Below are 16,572 nucleotides of genomic sequence, written 5' to 3'. Positions count from 1 at the left end.
GGTTAACGCCCCGTGAAGACTCTGTGGCGCAAACTGCCCCCATCGCGTCGTTCCGGGCAGGCCTGCATGCGGTGTAGGATCGGCCCGGATACGCGTTTCGCTGAGTGAGGAAGACCGCTTGGTTCGGTTCGAAAATGTCGGCCTGCGTTATGGCATGGGCCCGGAGGTGCTGAAGGACATCAACTTCAGCATCGCGCCGCGCTCGTTCCAGTATCTCACCGGCCCGTCCGGTGCCGGCAAGACGACGTTGATGCGCCTCATCCTGATGGCGTTGAAGCCGACACGCGGGCTGGTGAACCTGTTCGGGCAGGACGTCTCGCGCCTCGATGCCGACACGCTCACCGCCTTCCGCCGCCGCATGGGCGTGGTCTTCCAGGATTTCCGCCTGCTCGACCATCTCACCGTCTATGAGAACGTTGCGCTGCCCTTGCGCGTCCTCGGCAAGGAAGAGGCGAGCTATCGCGCCGAGGTGGTCGAATTGCTGCGCTGGGTCGGCCTTGGCGAGCGCATGCATGCCGTGCCGCCGGTCCTGTCCGGCGGCGAAAAGCAGCGCGCCGCCATCGCCCGCGCGTTGATCGGCCGGCCGGAACTGCTGCTCGCCGACGAGCCGACCGGCAATGTCGATCCCGGCCTAGGCCGGCGGCTGCTGCGGCTGTTCATGGAGCTGCAATCGCTCGGCACCGCCGTGATCATCGCGACGCACGATCTCAATCTGATGGACATCTACGACGCGCCGCGCCTCGTGCTGGCCGACGGGCAGCTGCATGTCGATGCCTGAGCTCAACCATCCCGAACCGGAGCGTGAGGAAAGGACGCTGCCGCCCAACCTGCGGCGCGACCTGCCGCTCGTGCCCGTGGACAGCGTCGCCGGCCGCGCGCTGATGGCGGTGATCGCGATCCTGACCTTCCTGGCCGCGCTCAGCGCCGGCGCCGCGGTGCTCGCCGCGCGCGCTTCCGACCAATGGCGTGGGGCCATCTCCAATGAGATGACCATCCAGATCCGGCCCGATTCGCATCGCAGCATCGATGACGACGTCGCGCGCGCCGTGGCGATGGCGCAGGCGCTCGACGGCATCGACAGCGTGCGCGCCGTGCCCAAGGCCGAATCCGACAAGCTGCTCGAACCCTGGCTCGGCACCGGCCTCGATCTCGTCGAACTGCCGGTGCCGCGCCTGATCGTTCTCAAGCTCAAGGCGGGCGCCAGCCCGGATCTGGCGAGCTTCGGCCCGACGCTGCGCCGCGAGGTGCCGACGGCCATCCTCGACGATCACCGGCTCTGGGTCCGGCGGCTTTCGGCCATGGCCGGCACCATCGTCGCCTCCGGCTTCGCGATCGTGCTGCTGGTGCTGACGGCGGCGGCGCTCGCCGTCGCCTTCGCCACACGCGGCGCGATGGCGGGCAGCCGCGACAGTGTCGAGGTTCTGCATTTCGTCGGCGCCGATGACGGTTTCATCGCCCGTGAATTCCAGAGCCGCTTCATCAGGCTGGGTCTCAGGGGCGGCGCCATCGGCGGTCTCGCCGCGATCCTCGCCATCGCCCTCATCGGCTTCGTCGTCTCGCGCTGGCGCACGGCGCCGGAAGCCGAACAGCTGCAGGCGCTGTTCGGCGCCTTCGAGATCGGCTGGGCCGGCTATGCCGCGGTGCTGCTCGTCGCGGTGGTGGTCGCCGCCATCGCCGGTCTCGTCTCGCGCTTCACCGTCCGTCACTATCTGAGAATGCTGGCATGAGCGCGCGCGAAGCGACGGCCGGCCGGCAACGGATCCTTCACTCCTGCGGCGAAAGCCGGCATGCTGCCGCCGCCGTTATGCCCGAATGCCGGGTTATGCCAACGATATCATGGCCATGATCGGCAGCACGAAGGACGATCTCGGGATCGAGCCGCCGGATTCAGCGATCCGGGGCTCCGGGCGGGCTGTGCGGCCCCCGCTGCGCCGCATTCTGGCTCTGACCGTCGCTGCGCTCGCAGGGACCGGTGTCGCGCTGCTCGGCCTCGGCTATGCGCGTTTCGCCTCGGCCATCGACGCGCAGGAACCGGCGACTTCACCGCGCACGGATGCGATCGTGGTGGTCACCGGCGGCGCCCAGCGCATCGGCGACGCCATCGGCCTGCTCGGGGCGGAGCGCGGCTCACGGCTCCTGATCAGCGGCGTCAACGAGAAGACCAGCCGCGAGGAGCTGGCCAAGCTCAACCCCGCCGCCCGCGACCTGCTCAATTGCTGTGTCGATCTCGATTATCGCGCCCGCAATACCATCGGCAACGCCATCGAAGCCCGGCGCTGGGTCCGCCAGCACGGTTTCCGCTCGCTGCTGGTCGTGACCTCGAACTACCATATGCCGCGCACGGTCGCGGAATTCGCCCACGCCATGCCCGGCGTCACGCTGATCCCCCATCCGGTCGTGACCGAGCATCTCGACACGACAGGCTGGTGGTATCGCTGGGCGGCGATCAAGGTTCTCGCGCCCGAATACGCGAAATATCTCGTCGCACGCTTGCGCAGCCTCATCGAAAGCGATCCCGAGAATTCGCGGCTCTCGGTGATCACCGGCGGCCGCAAGCCAGTCTCGTCGAAGCCGGCCGAGTTTCTGGGCCCCGCGGCCGAGAAGCGCTCCCGGCTGCAAGGCCATTCCCGCCACGAGGGCTGAGCCCTGAAACCGCGCAAGCGCTTGACCGGCGCCGCGTCTCAGGCTCATTGCGCAGCATGCTCGTCCTGCGCTCCCTCGCCTTCAACACCCTCTTCTATGCCAATCTCGTCCTCTGGCTGATCTTCGTGATTCTGCCGGCGCTGCTGCTGCCGAGGCGGATTCTGCTGGCGGTGGCCATCGCCTGGTCGCGATCCTCGCTCTGGCTGCTGCGCGTGGTCGCCGGCACGCGCTGCGAGATCAGCGGCATCGAGAACATCCCGCAGGGCGGCCTGATGGTCGCTGCGAAGCATCAGTCCTTCGTCGAGACCTTCGCGCTCGTCACGGTCTTCCAGAACCCAGTCTTCATCCTGAAGCGCGAGCTGACCTGGATTCCGGGCTTCGGCTGGGCGCTGTCCAAACTGCGCATGATTCCGGTCAACCGCGGCGCCCGCGCCCGCGCCCTGTCCGACGTCACCCGCCGCGCCAAGGTCGAGCTCGGCCAGAACGGCCGCCAACTGCTGATCTTCCCGGAAGGTACGCGTCGCCCTCCCGGCGCGCCACCCGCCTACAAATTCGGCGCCGCCCATCTCTATGCCGAACTCGGCGTCCCCTGCGTCCCCGTCGCGCTCAATACAGGCCTGTACTGGCCGCGCCGCAAGTTCCTGCGCCGCCCCGGCACGATCCGCATCGAGATCCTGCCGCCGATCATGCCGGGGCTCGACAAGGTGACCTTCCAGCACGAGCTGCAGGGACGAATCGAGCCGGCCTGCGACAGGCTGCTGGCGCAGGGCCGGGCGGAACTCGCCACGCGTGGCCTCGACCCGCTCGCGACGCAGGCTCCTGACAAACCCTGACAGCAGAACCTTACGCCGTCCCAGGAGCTGCCAGCTTCGGTGCTTGACTTATCACCATGTTGTTCCCATTTTGTTCCTATCACGGAGGAACGGACATGGCCGCTCTCGCCTATCGCTACACCCCGGATCTTTTCGACGAGCTACCGGCGGCGCGCGAGATGCCGCTACGCAGCACCGCGAGCCTCAGCGAGCGCCGCTTCACCGCCTGGCGCGGCCGCTCGGGCCGGCGCTATGTCGCCTCGGTCTTCGCCGTCGATGATAGTCATGCACTCGGCTTCACCGATGCCGTGCTGCTCGCGGTCTCTACCGAGCGGCGCATCATCGCGGCGCGGGATTCCGGCCCCTTCGGTGTCGAAGCGGCGCTGGGCCGCTGGCAGCGCGCGATCATGGCCGCAGGAGCCGCCGAGATCCACGTGCATCTTCTCGCCGAGGATGGCTTGAGCCGTCGCGCCGCGCTGCTCGACCTGATGCCGGAAGCCAGCCCGGAAGCCTGATCAGCCGCCTGCCTCAGCCACCTGCCAATGGCGGATGCGGGGCGCCGAGGCCAGGCGCCAGCTGCTGCGCGAGGCCGGCCAGGACCGGGTCGTAGATCCCCATCTTGCGCAGATGCTCATGCGTCTGCAGCACATAATCCGGGTTCTCGCCGGACTGGCCCCTTCCCTGCCGAACGAGCTTGAGCAGCTGCGCGGGCGGCAGCCTGCCGGCATATTGCAGGTGCTTGCGATCGGCGACATAGACCAGCCCGCGCGCCTGCCGGCCATCCTCCAGCCTGAGCGGAACATGGCGTTCGAGATAGACCGCCGTCGGCTGCTCGCGCCCCCTCAGATATTCGACCGTCTCCCGCGCCTGCGCCGCCGCAACCCGGAAGGCAAGCCCCCGGCAGACGCCGCCGCGATCGAGACCGAGGACCAGCCCCGGCCGCTCCGGCGTGCCGCGATGGACATGCGAGAAGACGCAGAGCGAGCGGTGATAGCCGTGCAGCCGCGCCTGCACGCTCTCCTCGAAAGCGAAGCCCGGCCGCCAGATCAGCGAGCCATAGCCGAAGACCCAGAGATCGGTCGCACCGAATTCGGTCGTCATCGCCATCCCATAATTTGGCCGCGTCAGCCTGCTTGCTGGGCCGCGCCGTCCAGCGCAAGAGCTTTCTCGCTCTGGCGCCGGCTCCTTCGGCGAGCTAAGGCATCGGACCGAAAAGTGAAACTCGGTTTTCGGTCGAATCCGATGCCACATTGAAAAGCGATATCGCCAGGGCCGTCTTGGCCCTGGCGATATCGCGCGCCGCCCGTCTCCGCGCAAGGAACGCCTGCCGCATGACCGATCCCCTTCCAACGCGCCGCCAGAGCCGCTTCTGGCTCTACGGTCCCACGCTCCTGCTCGTCATCCTGGCCGCGGCCTGGTCGGCCTTCTGGTTCTATGCGCGCGGGCGCGCCGCGACCGAGATCGACGCCGCCATGGCGCGCGAGGCCGAGCGCGGCCGGAGCTGGACCTGCGCCGACCGCACGATCGGCGGCTATCCCTTCCGAATCGAGCTGCGCTGCAATGCGCTCGCTCTGACCTCGACGCGCTGGGGAGACGCCATCCGCGTCGAAACCGGCCCCGCCGTCGCCGTCGGCCAGGTCTATTCGCCCGGTCTCGTGATCTTCGAGCTCACCGGCCCCGCCAAGGTCACCCTGCCGGAAGGCCGCTCGCTCGCTCTCACCTGGACGAACCTCGATGCCAGCCTCGCCTGGCGCGATCCCGAGCGCTTCGCCCTCGTCGCCAGCGATGTCACGGCCGTTCAGACGACGCCCGGCCTGAACCCCGAAACCTGGAGCAGCAAGACCCTGGAAGCCCATCTGCGCCGCAATCCGGCGCGGCCGGCGACCGACCAGGCCGTCGACATCGCCGTCACGGCCAAGGGTACGGTCCTGCCGCCGATCGACACGCTGCTCGGCAACACCGATACCGGCGAGATCGCGCTGCAGGCGACGCTGACCCAGGCGGAAGCTTTCCGCAAAGGCTTCAACCCCGATGCGCTGGAGAGCTGGCGCGGCGCCAACGGCGCCTTCGAGCTGACCCGCCTCGTCTCGACCAAGGGCAAGGCCCGCGTCGACGGCGGCGGCCAGTTGCAGCTGGATCCGATGCGTCGCGTCTCCGGCGATCTCCGGCTGGCAGCGGCCGGCATCGAGCAGATCGGCGGCATTCGCATCGGCAACCTGCTCGGCGGGCTCGGCGGCCTTCTCGGCGGGCGCGGTCCCGATCCCGCGGCGACGCCCGGCCTCACCCCGCTGCCGCCGGTGTCGCTGCGCGAAGGCCGGGTCTTCATCGGGCCCTTCCGGCTACCACTCCAGCCACTCCCGCCGCTCTATTAGAGCCATTGGCAGGCCGTCATGCTCGGGCTTGACCCACGGCTGTCCGGTTCGCATCGTGCTGGCGGGTGCCGATGTAGTCTCCTCCCTTCCCCCTTGTGGGGAAGGGTATGGGGATGGGGGTGGTGCCGCCTGGTGAGCGGCCTCCGGACAAGACGAGCCGGCGCTGGCCGCTGAGCCAACCTCCCGGGCACGAGCCCTGCTTTCCGACCCCCACCCCTGCCCCTCCCCACAAGGGGGAGGGGTTCCCCGCGCCTGTCATGACGCGCGAAACGAAAAAGGGGCGCCGAGGCGCCCCTTGAACATATCTGCGCTGCAGCACCCGGCTCAGCCAACCGGCAGGGCCGCGCGCGGCGCCTCGATGCGGGTGATGGCCTTCTTGACCGCCTCCTGCACCTTCTCGAAGGCGCGCACCTCGATCTGGCGGACTCGCTCACGCGAGACGCCGAACTCCTCGGAAAGCTCCTCGAGCGTGATCGGATCCTCGGCGAGGCGGCGCGCCTCGAAGATCCGGCGCTCGCGCGGATTCAGCACGTCGAGCGCCTCGCGCAAGGCCGCATGGCGGTTGCTGCTCTCCTCCGAATCGGCGAGGCGGCGCTCCTGGCTCTCGGAATCATCGACGAGCCAGTCCTGCCACTCGCCCTCGCCATCCTCGCGCAGCGGCGTGTTGAGCGAGGCGTCGCCGCCGAGGCGGCGGTTCATCTCGACCACATCCTGCTCGTTGACGCCGAGCTTGGTCGCGATCTGCTTGACCTGATCGGGGCGCAGATCGCCCTCGCCCAGCGCCGAGATCTTGCTCTTGGCCTTGCGCAGGTTGAAGAACAGCTTCTTCTGGTTGGCCGTAGTGCCCATCTTCACCAGCGACCAGGAGCGCAGGATGTACTCTTGAATCGAGGCCTTGATCCACCACATCGCATAGGTGGCAAGGCGGAACCCCTTGTCAGGCTCGAAGCGCTTGACCGCCTGCATCAGGCCGACATTGCCCTCGGACACGACCTCGCCGATCGGCAGGCCGTAGCCGCGATAGCCCATGGCGATCTTGGCGACGAGGCGAAGATGCGAGGTGACGAGCTTGTGCGCCGCATCGCGGTCGCCATGCTCGCGCCAGCGCTTGGCCAGCATGTATTCCTCGCTCGGTTCCAGCATTGGGAACTTGCGGATTTCGTCGAGATAACGTGACAGCCCGCCCTCGGCGGACAGGACAGGCAGCGAAGCACTCGCCATGCGCGTGTCTCCTCATCGAGGCCCCCGCCGTGCGGCAGACCCACCGCGCGATCAACCTTCGCGCAGGTTTCGGATGATGCGAGTAGATCCAACGCAGAAACTGCTCTGGAGTTCGGCTGGACTGATCGCGTGCGGCGCCCCCTTGGCCATCCGCATCCGACAACCCCAGTATATGCGAACTCAGTCTGGCGGAAAGGTGGCAGAGAAGCCAGATCGCCTCACAGCGTCGCGAGGGCGGCTTGCAGATTCGCAAAATCCGCAGGCGGCTCGGACTCGAATAGCATTTCCTCACCCGTGGCGGGATGGGCGAATCCGAGGATGGCGGCGTGCAGCGCCTGCCGCCCCAGCGCGGCGAGCGCGGCTTGCGCCTCCGCAGGCAGCCGCACCGCCTTGGTGGCAAATCCCGAGCCATAGAGCTGGTCGCCGAGCAATGGGTGGCCGATATGACTCATATGCACGCGGATCTGATGCGTGCGCCCGGTCTCCAGCCGGCACTCGATCAGGCTGGCGAGAGGCTCCGTCTCGTCGAGCCCCTTGAGCAAGGGCGGGTAACGCTCGATCAATTCGATATGCGTGATCGCCTCGCGGCCGCGCCCCTCCTTGACCACCATCATCTTCTCGCGATTGCGGTTCGATCGCTCGATCGGCGCATCGATCGTGCCCTCGCGCAGGCGCGGCGTACCCCAGACGATGGCGAGATAGGCCCGCTGCAGCGGGCCGGTGCGGCCATGGTCGGCAAACTGTTTGGCGAGTTTCTGATGCGCCTGGTCGTTCTTGGCGACGACGAGCAGCCCGCTCGTATCCTTGTCGAGCCGGTGCACGATGCCGGGACGCCGGACGCCGCCGATGCCGGAGAGGCTCTCGCCGCAATGGGCGATCAGCGCGTTGACGAGCGTACCGTCCTCATGCCCGCCCGCCGGATGCACGACGAGCCCCGCCGGCTTGTCGATGACGATGAGATGCTCATCCTCGTAGACGACATCGAGCGGGATATCCTGCGCGATCGGCTCGGCCGGCTTGGCCTCGGGCATGACGAGGGCGAGTTCGTCGCCTTCGACAACCTTGCGGCTGGCATCGCTGGCGACGGCGCCGTTGAGGCGGACACCGCCCTCCTTGATGACCTGCTGCAGCCGCGCACGCGAAATCTCGCCGGCGAGCAGGGCAAGCGCCTTGTCGAGACGCTGGCCGGCCTGTTCGGGGCCAACCCGCAGGGTCACGCTGGCATTCGGATCGAGAACGGATGTCATCGCGCCGCTATACGGTGCATGCGGCGCGACCGCACGCGTTTTTCGGGGCTACCACCGTCATGCTCGGGCTTGACCCGAGCATTTCAGCAAGGAGAAGCGCGGGCACCGCGACGTTCCCCCTCTCCCCTTGCGGGAGAGGGTTGGGGTGAGGGGTCGTGCTGCCCTGAATCGGTGGCGTCACTGGATGAATGCTGAACTTGAAAGGTCGCGAGACCCCTCATCCGTCAGCGCTTCGCGCTGCCACCTTCTCCCGCAAGGGGAGAAGGAAAGGCTGCGCTCAGCCAAACAGGCGGAAGCCGCTCTTCTTCGGCTCCGGCGGCGGCTCGTCGTCCGGCCCCGGATCGTCCGGCGCATGCGAGACCGGAAAGATCACCGGCTTGGGCGGCGCGGCCTCGCGCGCAGACGCAGCCGGCTTGGCGGCCTCAGCCGACTTGGCTTCAGCCGGCTTCGCGACCTCCGCCACCGTCTCGAGCGGTTTCGTCTCTGCCGCCAGCTTAGGCTCCTCCTTCGGAGCGGGCGATGCAGCCGCCGCGACCGGCTCCGGCTTTGGCTCTTCCTTCGGTGCAGGCGCAGCCGGGGGAGCGACCGCCGCCGGCTCGATCGTCGTGACTGAGTGCGGCTTGATCTCGATCAGCTTGGTCGAATCGTCGAGATCGACCAATACGTCGTCGAGCGCCTGAGGCGGGCTCCCCAGCGTCGCAGGCGGCACAGTCCAGACGAAGGCGTCGAGCCGGCCGGTGATCGGCGAGACCGGCATCCAGTGGTCGGAGACCAGGCCGTCGGCGACCCAGGCCGCATCGCGCGGCGCCCGCGTCGCCCGTGCCAGCCATTCGCGAACCCGGCCGGCAGCGCCATGCTCGGCTTCCTCCAGCTCGGCCATCAGCAGGCAGGCGCGCACCGAGGCTCCACCGGCGAGCAGCGGCTTCAGGGTTTCGCGCGCCTTCTGGAATTCACGTCCCTGAATCGCAGCCCCAGCCAGCACCAGCACGCTCTCGGGATCGGCAGGCCGGAGCTTCGACAGGGTGGTCGCACGGTTGAGCCGATCGAGCGCGCTGTCGCCCGGCCGCGCGTCGAGATAGGCGGCGGCGATGTCGGGATGCGGCGCTTCCCGCCAGGCGGTCTCCAGCAGCTTGGACGCCTTGCGGACATCGCCCCGCTCCGACAGCATCCGCCCGGCAAGCGCGGCGGCCGGCGTCAGCGACGGCGCGAGCTTCACCGCTTCAAGCGCGGCGGCAAGTGCCTTCTCCGGCTCGCGGTCCCGCTCCTGCAGCGCTTCGGCGGCGAGCAAAACGGCGCGCTGGCGCCGCGCTTCCGCCTTGTCAGCGAGCCGCAACGCGGCGCGGCGTTCGACGGCCGTGCGCGCCGCCTGCCAGTCGCCGGCATTGGTGTGGAAATCGAGCAGCGCGTCATTGGCCCAGGCGAGCGAGGGCGAGCGGCGCACCGCATCATCGGCAAAGGCGCGGGCCGCCGCCATGTCGCCGCGGCGCTTGGCCTCGACGAAGAGCCCGCGCAGGCCGAGCACGCGCGTCTCCGGCTTGTCGAGCATCGCCTTGAAGGCAGCCTCCGCCTGGCCGCGATCGCCCGAGAGCTGCGCGGTCTGCGCTTCCAGCAGCAGCGTCAGCGGCTCGTTCGGCGCGAAGCGGCGCGCCTCGCCGGTATAGCGCCCAGCCGCGACGGGATCGCCCGCCCCGATCGCCACCATGCCGCGCGAGACGGCCTCGAAGCCGCGGGCCCGGCGCCTGGCGCGCGAGGACAGGCTGAAGGCCGATGGCAGGCCGAAGACGAAGCGCAGCACCGCCCAGACCAGCAGCACGATGAAGGCGAGCGCCACGACGCCGATCGCGGCGATCGCAACGCTGGTCTCGATCCGATAGCCCTGCCAGAGCACCGAGACCTCGCCCGGACGATCCGCGAGCCAGACGGCGCCGAAGGCAAGGCAGGCGAAGACGGCGAGATAGATGAGAACGCGAACCATAGACCCTCTATCCTCCGTCAGCCGGCAGCGCCGAGCGCCGCGACCGCATCCTGCGCGATCTTGCCGATCGCCGCATCCGCCGCCGCCCGCTTCTGCAAATCGGCGCCGAAATCCGCACTGGCACGGCGCGCCGGCTCGGGCAACTGTCCCCACAGCGCCGCCGCCTTCGGCATGTCGCCCGCCGCGATGGCCGCCTCCAGCCGGATCGGCAAGGTCGCCGGGTCGTTCGAACCACTATCGCTGACCGGGCGGACCGTGACGATGCGGCTCGCGAGCCCGATGAGCTTGTCCGACCAGCTGTCGGATTGCGGCGTGACCTCGCGCTGGAACATCGCGCCATGCTTGCGGAAGCCGGTGAGCAGAGCCTGTTGTGTCGGCGCGCCGGAAGACGCGACAGCAGCGAGAGCCGCCAGATCCGCTTGCGTGACGCCGCTCTTCGCCAGCGCCGCGACGTCGCTGGCGAAAGAACGTCCGCCGCTGAGCGCACGCTGCACCCGCTCGGCCAGCACGACCCGCGCCGCGGCAGTCGCCTCGGGGCCAACTGCGGCCACGCTCTTCGCCTGCGCCTCGACCGCACCGATGCGGCCGGAGAGCTGGTCGAGCCGCTGCCCAAGTGTCGCGGTCGCGGCCTCTACCCGCTGGACCTGCGCCGCGAAGGCACCCGTGTCGGGCGCCTGCGGGTTCGCGAGTGTTCCCAGCTTCCCGGCCAGCGCCTGCACCTCGGAACCTGCCTTCGTCACCGCCTCGGACGCAGCCGTCGCCTTGCGATCAGCCGCGGACACGCCGGTCTGGACGGTATCGATCCGGTTGCGCAGCTCGGCGATCTGCCCGCCGGTCACGGCCGGTCCAGCCCGGTTCAGGGCAAGAAAGACGCCTCCAGCGCCGATGACGCCGCCAACAAGGCCAGCCGCGATCAGCGGAAGCCAGGGCGTTCTCGCCGGCACCGGGCGTTCGACAGCGTCCCGCTGCGGCTCGACGGGCGGCGACGTGAATTCCTGCGGCAGCGCCTCCGTCGGCGCGATCGCTTCCGGCGGATGCGCATCCGCCTCGGCGGCCTCCGGCTGCGGCGTGGCTGCCTCCGCCGCGGCCTTGAGCTCGATGGTCGGCGGCGTGCGCTTCAGGCTGCCGCGCGGCTCCGGCCGGGTGGGATCGGTGGCGCCCGCACGCGCGGAAACCTGCTCCAGCGCGGCGAGCATCCCCGCTTCCTCCGGGTGTTCGGAGACCAGAACAGTGCTGGCGCCGGCTGCGATCAACGGCGCGGCGACGTCGGCGGAGAGGACGACATGAGTGAGTTCGAGCGCGTCGTCGGCGACGCCCGCCGCCTGCGCCAGCGTGATGAAGGTGCGTGCGCCGCGCGCCGAATAATGCAGGGCCGCATCGCCCGGCTGGCCGTGCCGCAGCGCGGCTTGCGTATCCTCGGGCAGGACGGAGACCGGCTCGGCCGCATAGGCGGTCCAGAGCGTCACCGCGTAGCCGGCCTCCTTGAGCCGGTCTGGCACATCCTCCTTGCGATCCCGCCCGACGATCATCAGGAGCTTCGCCGGGGCCGGCAGAGTGCGCTTGATCAGCTCGATGAGGTCGTTGCGGTCGCCATCGGCGCTGCGCGCATCCTCGAGCCCGGCTTCGCGGACCTTGGTCGCCGTCCGCGCACCGACCGTAAAGACCGGCAGGTCACGCCAGTCGGCCGGTCCTTCGGTGAGCGCCGGGACGGCGTTGCCGCTTGTCAGCACGATCGCATCGAAAGGACCCTCCGGTGCAGCTCCGGGCAGCCGAACCACGTCGAAGAGCGGCGCAAGCACAGGCTCGAAACCATGATCGGCAATGGCGCGCCCGGTCCGTTCGGCATCAGGACGGGGACGGAAGACGAAGACGCGCATTCACAGCTCCTGACAAGAAGGGCAACGACCGCAGGACGATGCGCGAACGATGCAGCTTCCCGCGATCAGTCCGCATTGAGGCGGAACAATGATGCCGTGCATGCCGTCTCCGTTTTTGTCTCTGCCGCAAAGGTCGTGGCCCACGCCCCTTGGCCTTGCACCCTACCCCGCACTATACGAAGGAATGGCCGGCGAGGAACTGCCGGACATGGTCCTTCATCCCGTTCTTCCGTTCCGTGAGGTTAATCGAACGATCATGCGTGTCCTTGGGATCGAGACGACCTGCGACGAAACAGCGGCCGCGATCGTCTCCGTCGAGCGCTCGGGCGAGAGCAAGATCCTGTCGAACGAGGTGCTGAGCCAGATTGCCGCCCATGCGGCCTATGGCGGCGTCGTCCCGGAGATCGCCGCACGCGCCCATGTCGAGGCGATCGACCGCATCATCGCACGCGCCTTCTCCGATGCGGGCCTGAAGCCCGGCGACATCGATGCCGTCGCGGCGGCGGCCGGCCCCGGCCTCGTCGGCGGCGTCATGGTGGGCTTGACCGCCGGCAAGGCAATCGCGCTCGCGACCGGCAAGCCCTTCATCGCGATCAACCATCTCGAGGCGCATGCGCTGACCGCCCGCCTCACCGACAACCTCGCCTTCCCCTATCTGCTGCTGCTCGTCTCGGGCGGCCACACCCAGCTCTTGGCCGTACGCGGCGTCGGCGACTATCTCAGGCTCGGCGGCACCATCGACGATGCGGTGGGCGAAGCCTTCGACAAGATCGCCAAGATGCTCGCTTTGCCCTATCCGGGTGGCCCCTCGGTCGAGCGCGAAGCGCTGAAGGGCGATCCCGAGCGCTTCGATTTCCCGCGGCCGATGCAGGGACGCGCCAATCCCGATTTCTCGCTCTCCGGCCTCAAGACCGCCGTGCGCCTCGTCGCCGAGCGCATCGCCCCGCTCTCGGACAACGACGTCGCCGATCTCTGCGCCTCCTTCCAGGCCGCGATCGTCGACGTCATGGTGGACCGCACCCGCGCCGGCCTGCGCGCCTGCCGCGAAGCCGGCATCACGCCGTCGACACTGGTCGTCGCCGGCGGCGTCGCCGCCAATCAGGCGATCCGCAGCGGCCTGACACGCCTCGCCACCGAAGCCGGGCTGCCGATGGTCGCCCCGCCACAGGCGCTCTGCGGCGACAATGGCGCGATGATCGCCTGGGCCGGGCTGGAGCGGCTTAGGCTTGGCCTCGTCGACGATATGACGGTCGCCGCGCGTCCACGCTGGCCGCTCGACGAACTCTCGGCCAAGCCCACAACCGCCGCATGAAGCGCAAGGCGGCCTACGCGACCATCGGCGTCGTCGGCGCCGGCTCCTACGGCGCGGCGCTGGCACTCGCCACGACCCGCGCCGGGCGCAAGGTCCGGCTCTGGGCGCGCGACCCCGACACCGTCGCGGCCATCGAGCGCAGCCGCCAGGTGCCGCGCCTGCCCGATATCGCGCTGCCCGAGTCGATCCACGCCACGGCCTCTCTTGCCGACCTCGCCGACTGTGACGCGCTGATCGTCGCCGTGCCGACCCAGAATTTGCGCTCGGCCTGCCAGAATCTGGCAGAGCATCTGACAACCGGCGTGCCGATCATCTCCGCCGCAAAAGGCATCGAGCAGACGAGCGGACTGTTTCCCACGCAGATCATCGAAAGCATTCTGCCCGGTGCCCGGACCGCGATCCTGTCGGGCCCGAGCTTCGCCATCGACATCGGCCGTGGCTTGCCGACGGCGGTGACACTCGCAGCGGCAGAACCAAAGCTGGCGCAGGCACTGGCCGAAACGCTGAGCTCGCCAGCCTTCCGCATCTATCATTCGGACGATCCGCTCGGCGTCGAGATCGGCGGCGCCGCCAAGAACGTGCTCGCCATCGCTGCCGGCATCGCCATCGGCCTCGGCTATGGCGAAAGCGCGCGCGCGGCGCTGGTCGCGCGCGGCTTTGCGGAGTTGCGCCGCTTCGGCGAGGCCTATGGCGGCGAAGCGGAAACCTTGATGGGGCTGTCGGGCCTCGGCGACGTCGTGCTGAGCTGCGCCTCGCCGCAATCGCGCAATTTCGCCTATGGACTGGCGCTCGGACAGGGTCGTAAGCCTGCCGAAGCTGCCGGCGGCAAGCTCACCGAAGGCGCCTTCACCGCTCCGATCCTGGTCGAGATGGCCCGGTCGCGGAACATCGAGACGCCTATCGCGGAAGCGGTCTCCGAGATCATCGCCGGGCGCATCGGCGTGAGGGAGGCCGTGGCCGCCCTGCTCGCCCGGCCGATCCGGGCGGAACGATAGGGAGAAGGACATGGCAAACGACTGGTCCGATCTCACCAAGCGCGTCGCGCGCGGCATCGCCGAAGTGCGCAAGACGACGGGCTCGGAGCTTGTCGCCGAGGGCCAACCCGTCCCACTGGCCGGGCGGATTGCAGGCCCTGTGCTTCAGCATCGCCGACGCAAGGCCGAGGGCACGCATCGCTTCGTGCTGATCCTGCCTTTCGGCGAAGGCGAGGTGCGGGTCGAGCTCGACCCCAAGGATTACGCCGCGCTGACGCGCGAGATGGTGCGGTTCTGGAATGAACAGGGCGAGGCGGCCTCGCAACCGCCGGTGCCGCTCAAGGAGGACGAGGCCTGATGGCTCACTGGCTGATCAAATCCGAACCTTCGGTCTGGTCCTGGGACGACCAGGTCAAGGCCGGCGCCAAGGGCACGCATTGGGACGGGGTGAAGAACCACACCGCCAAGCTCAACCTGATGGCGATGAAGCAGGGCGATCAGGTCTTCTTCTACCACTCCAATGAAGGTCTCGAGGTCGTCGGCATCGTCGAGGTCATCAAGGAAGCCTACCCTTGGGAAGCGGCCGGGCCGCCATGGGTACTGGTCGATTTCAAGGCGGTGAAGCCGCTGCCCAAACCGGTGTCGCTCGCCGCGGTCAAGGCCGACCCGAAGCTCGCCAAGATGTCGCTCGTCACCTCCTTCCGCCTCTCGGTCCAGCCGGTGACGGACGAGGAATGGGCGATCGTCTGCAAGATGGGCGGCCTCTGAGCGCTCGGCGCTTTTAACGGAACCGTACCGTCATTCCGGGGCTTCGCGTCAGCGAAGAGCCCGGAACCCAGAACCGATGCCCTCACTCGCGAAGGGGGACGTTCCCGAGTCTTCCGGAAGAACCGCATCGGTTCTGGATTCCGGGCTCAGGCCTTCGGCCTGCCCCGGAATGACGGCGCAGTTCGCAAAATCCGCAACACCAAGCGCTCAGCCGCGATAATATTCGGCGAAGGGCGGATAGCTCGCCAGGGCGCGCGGCCGATAGGGCAGCCTCTCATCGAGGATCGGCACAGCCGCAGCCTCAAGGCGCGGCTCGACAGCCTGCGCCATCCGCGCTGGCTGCGGCTGGAAGCCGTTCAGCACGAAACCCTCCCGCGTGCCCTCGCTCCAGGGCAGCCACGAGGTCTTGCGCTCGTCATGCTGCCGGCCGAGCGCGTCCGGCCTGAGCTCCGCGACCAGCCCCGGCTCGACGATAAGTGGGGGCGTGGCGGCCCGCGCTTCCGCGATCATCCAGCCGAGCGCCAGGTCGGACAGGCCCATCTGCAGACCATAGCCGCCACCGATATCGGTATGCACGCCGGCAAACCAGAGCTGCCTGATCTGCCCCGGCGGCGCTTGCGTCTCGTCCCAGAGCTCGGGTGCGAAGACCTGCCGGTTCTCGTCGATGGCAAGTGCCTGACGACCATGGGCGACCTGCCGGTTGAGGATCGCATCGTGGAACTTGTGGCGCCCCGGCAGGCTGCCGATGGCGGGAAGGCCGAGCGCCCGCACGGTATCCCAGACGCCGACGAAGAAAGGTGGCGCCGGTTCGGTGCCGTGGCGTTGCCGGAATGCCGCCGCAGCCTCGATCCGCGCGGCGCGGTCGCGGATCATGTAGACATCCTTCACCGCACTGGCCGCGAGCGTCCGCACCTCGCTTGCCTGGATCGCGTCAGTAAAGCCGTCCCAGCGCAGAACATTGACAAAGCCTTTCGGCACACCGCAGAGCGCCAGCACCCCGCCGAGGCTGCGCACCGTGTAGGCGCCGCGGCTGAAACCAAACAGGAAGATGCGGTCACCCGGCCTGTAGGCGCAGAGCAGCGCGGCGTAGCAGTCGATGATGTTGTCGGTGATGCCGTATCCGGTCGCCTGGGCCAGCAAGTCCTTGAAGCGCCGGAACGGGCTGCGGATCTCGCCTTCGTCCGGATTCGAGCCGAGACCGGGATCGTAGAAGCAGATCTGGTGGGTGGGATCGACCTTCCGCGTCGCCATGAACAGACGATAGATGCTCGTCCAGTTGATCGGGTTCGCGCCTCCGGCCTGCCCCGTCCCATCCGAGAAGATGCAGACATTGCGCGCCATGAAGCCCTCCCAGCGGTCTTATTCTACCAT

General features: G+C 68.5%; 16 protein-coding genes. 10 read left to right on the top strand and 6 right to left on the bottom strand.

Annotated features, from left to right (window positions below; translation table 11 throughout):
* Window positions 1-154: 154 nt before the first annotated feature.
* From ftsE to FQV39_RS23780, 5 genes are all read left to right on the top strand, one after another.
* Entirely contained in the window at window positions 155-778 is a 624-nt protein-coding gene (gene ftsE / locus FQV39_RS23800) for a cell division ATP-binding protein FtsE (protein WP_149134001.1), read from the top strand.
* Window positions 765-1,727: a cell division protein FtsX gene (locus FQV39_RS23795; RefSeq protein ID WP_248313118.1), complete on the top strand. Its 963-nt coding sequence runs from the start codon at window positions 765-767 to the stop codon at window positions 1,725-1,727. Before ftsE ends, FQV39_RS23795 begins: the two co-directional genes overlap by 14 nt.
* A 115-nt stretch (window positions 1,728-1,842) precedes the next feature.
* On the top strand, window positions 1,843-2,643 hold the full coding sequence (locus FQV39_RS23790) for a YdcF family protein (RefSeq protein WP_149132555.1): 801 nt from the start codon (window positions 1,843-1,845) through the stop codon (window positions 2,641-2,643).
* 56 nt (window positions 2,644-2,699) lie between these two features.
* Complete coding sequence (locus tag FQV39_RS23785) at window positions 2,700-3,476, top strand: lysophospholipid acyltransferase family protein (RefSeq protein ID WP_149132554.1); 777 nt, start codon at window positions 2,700-2,702, stop codon at window positions 3,474-3,476.
* 95 nt (window positions 3,477-3,571) lie between these two features.
* Window positions 3,572-3,970, top strand: a complete 399-nt coding sequence (locus FQV39_RS23780; RefSeq protein ID WP_149132553.1) for a hypothetical protein — start codon at window positions 3,572-3,574, stop codon at window positions 3,968-3,970.
* Window positions 3,971-3,983: 13 nt separating this feature from the next.
* Here the strand turns inward: FQV39_RS23780 and FQV39_RS23775 are convergent, their stop codons facing one another.
* Entirely contained in the window at window positions 3,984-4,556 is a 573-nt protein-coding gene (locus tag FQV39_RS23775) for a gamma-glutamylcyclotransferase (RefSeq protein ID WP_149132552.1), read from the bottom strand.
* Window positions 4,557-4,786: 230 nt separating this feature from the next.
* On the opposite strand from FQV39_RS23775, the gene FQV39_RS23770 reads away from it, so the two are divergent.
* Window positions 4,787-5,827: a DUF2125 domain-containing protein gene (locus FQV39_RS23770; protein WP_149132551.1), complete on the top strand. Its 1,041-nt coding sequence runs from the start codon at window positions 4,787-4,789 to the stop codon at window positions 5,825-5,827.
* 324 nt (window positions 5,828-6,151) lie between these two features.
* On the opposite strand, the gene rpoH is transcribed toward FQV39_RS23770, so the two are convergent.
* The 4 genes from rpoH to FQV39_RS23750 all read right to left on the bottom strand — a co-directional run bounded on the left by rpoH (window position 6,152) and on the right by FQV39_RS23750 (window position 12,147).
* Window positions 6,152-7,048, bottom strand: coding sequence for an RNA polymerase sigma factor RpoH (gene rpoH, locus FQV39_RS23765; RefSeq protein ID WP_149132550.1), 897 nt, complete (start codon window positions 7,046-7,048; stop codon window positions 6,152-6,154).
* 218 nt (window positions 7,049-7,266) lie between these two features.
* Window positions 7,267-8,295, bottom strand: a complete 1,029-nt coding sequence (locus FQV39_RS23760; protein WP_149132549.1) for an RluA family pseudouridine synthase — start codon at window positions 8,293-8,295, stop codon at window positions 7,267-7,269.
* 277 nt (window positions 8,296-8,572) lie between these two features.
* Window positions 8,573-10,270 (bottom strand): heme biosynthesis protein HemY, encoded by a 1,698-nt coding sequence (locus tag FQV39_RS23755; RefSeq protein WP_149132548.1) that lies wholly within the window; start codon window positions 10,268-10,270, stop codon window positions 8,573-8,575.
* A gap of 17 nt (window positions 10,271-10,287) precedes the next feature.
* Window positions 10,288-12,147, bottom strand: coding sequence for a uroporphyrinogen-III synthase (locus tag FQV39_RS23750; protein ID WP_149132547.1), 1,860 nt, complete (start codon window positions 12,145-12,147; stop codon window positions 10,288-10,290).
* Window positions 12,148-12,403: 256 nt separating this feature from the next.
* Between FQV39_RS23750 and tsaD the strand changes: the two genes are divergently transcribed.
* Genes tsaD through FQV39_RS23730 form a run of 4 tightly spaced genes read left to right on the top strand, consistent with a single transcriptional unit; the run spans window position 12,404 to window position 15,201 of the window.
* Complete coding sequence (gene tsaD / locus FQV39_RS23745) at window positions 12,404-13,459, top strand: tRNA (adenosine(37)-N6)-threonylcarbamoyltransferase complex transferase subunit TsaD (RefSeq protein WP_149132546.1); 1,056 nt, start codon at window positions 12,404-12,406, stop codon at window positions 13,457-13,459.
* Window positions 13,456-14,454, top strand: coding sequence for an NAD(P)H-dependent glycerol-3-phosphate dehydrogenase (locus tag FQV39_RS23740; protein WP_149132545.1), 999 nt, complete (start codon window positions 13,456-13,458; stop codon window positions 14,452-14,454). The genes tsaD and FQV39_RS23740 overlap by 4 nt, the downstream gene beginning before the upstream one ends.
* Before the next feature lie 10 nt (window positions 14,455-14,464).
* Window positions 14,465-14,791: a hypothetical protein gene (locus FQV39_RS23735; protein WP_149132544.1), complete on the top strand. Its 327-nt coding sequence runs from the start codon at window positions 14,465-14,467 to the stop codon at window positions 14,789-14,791.
* On the top strand, window positions 14,791-15,201 hold the full coding sequence (locus tag FQV39_RS23730; RefSeq protein WP_149132543.1) for an EVE domain-containing protein: 411 nt from the start codon (window positions 14,791-14,793) through the stop codon (window positions 15,199-15,201). Before FQV39_RS23735 ends, FQV39_RS23730 begins: the two co-directional genes overlap by 1 nt.
* A gap of 207 nt (window positions 15,202-15,408) precedes the next feature.
* Here FQV39_RS23730 and FQV39_RS23725 read toward each other — a convergent pair whose 3' ends face one another.
* On the bottom strand, window positions 15,409-16,542 hold the full coding sequence (locus FQV39_RS23725) for a DUF2235 domain-containing protein (protein ID WP_149132542.1): 1,134 nt from the start codon (window positions 16,540-16,542) through the stop codon (window positions 15,409-15,411).
* Between the last annotated feature and the right edge of the window lie 30 nt (window positions 16,543-16,572).

Origin of the sequence: Bosea sp. F3-2 (assembly GCF_008253865.1) — a bacterium.
In the GTDB taxonomy this organism is placed as follows: domain Bacteria; phylum Pseudomonadota; class Alphaproteobacteria; order Rhizobiales; family Beijerinckiaceae; genus Allobosea.
This window is presented reverse-complemented; position numbering and strand designations above follow the sequence as displayed.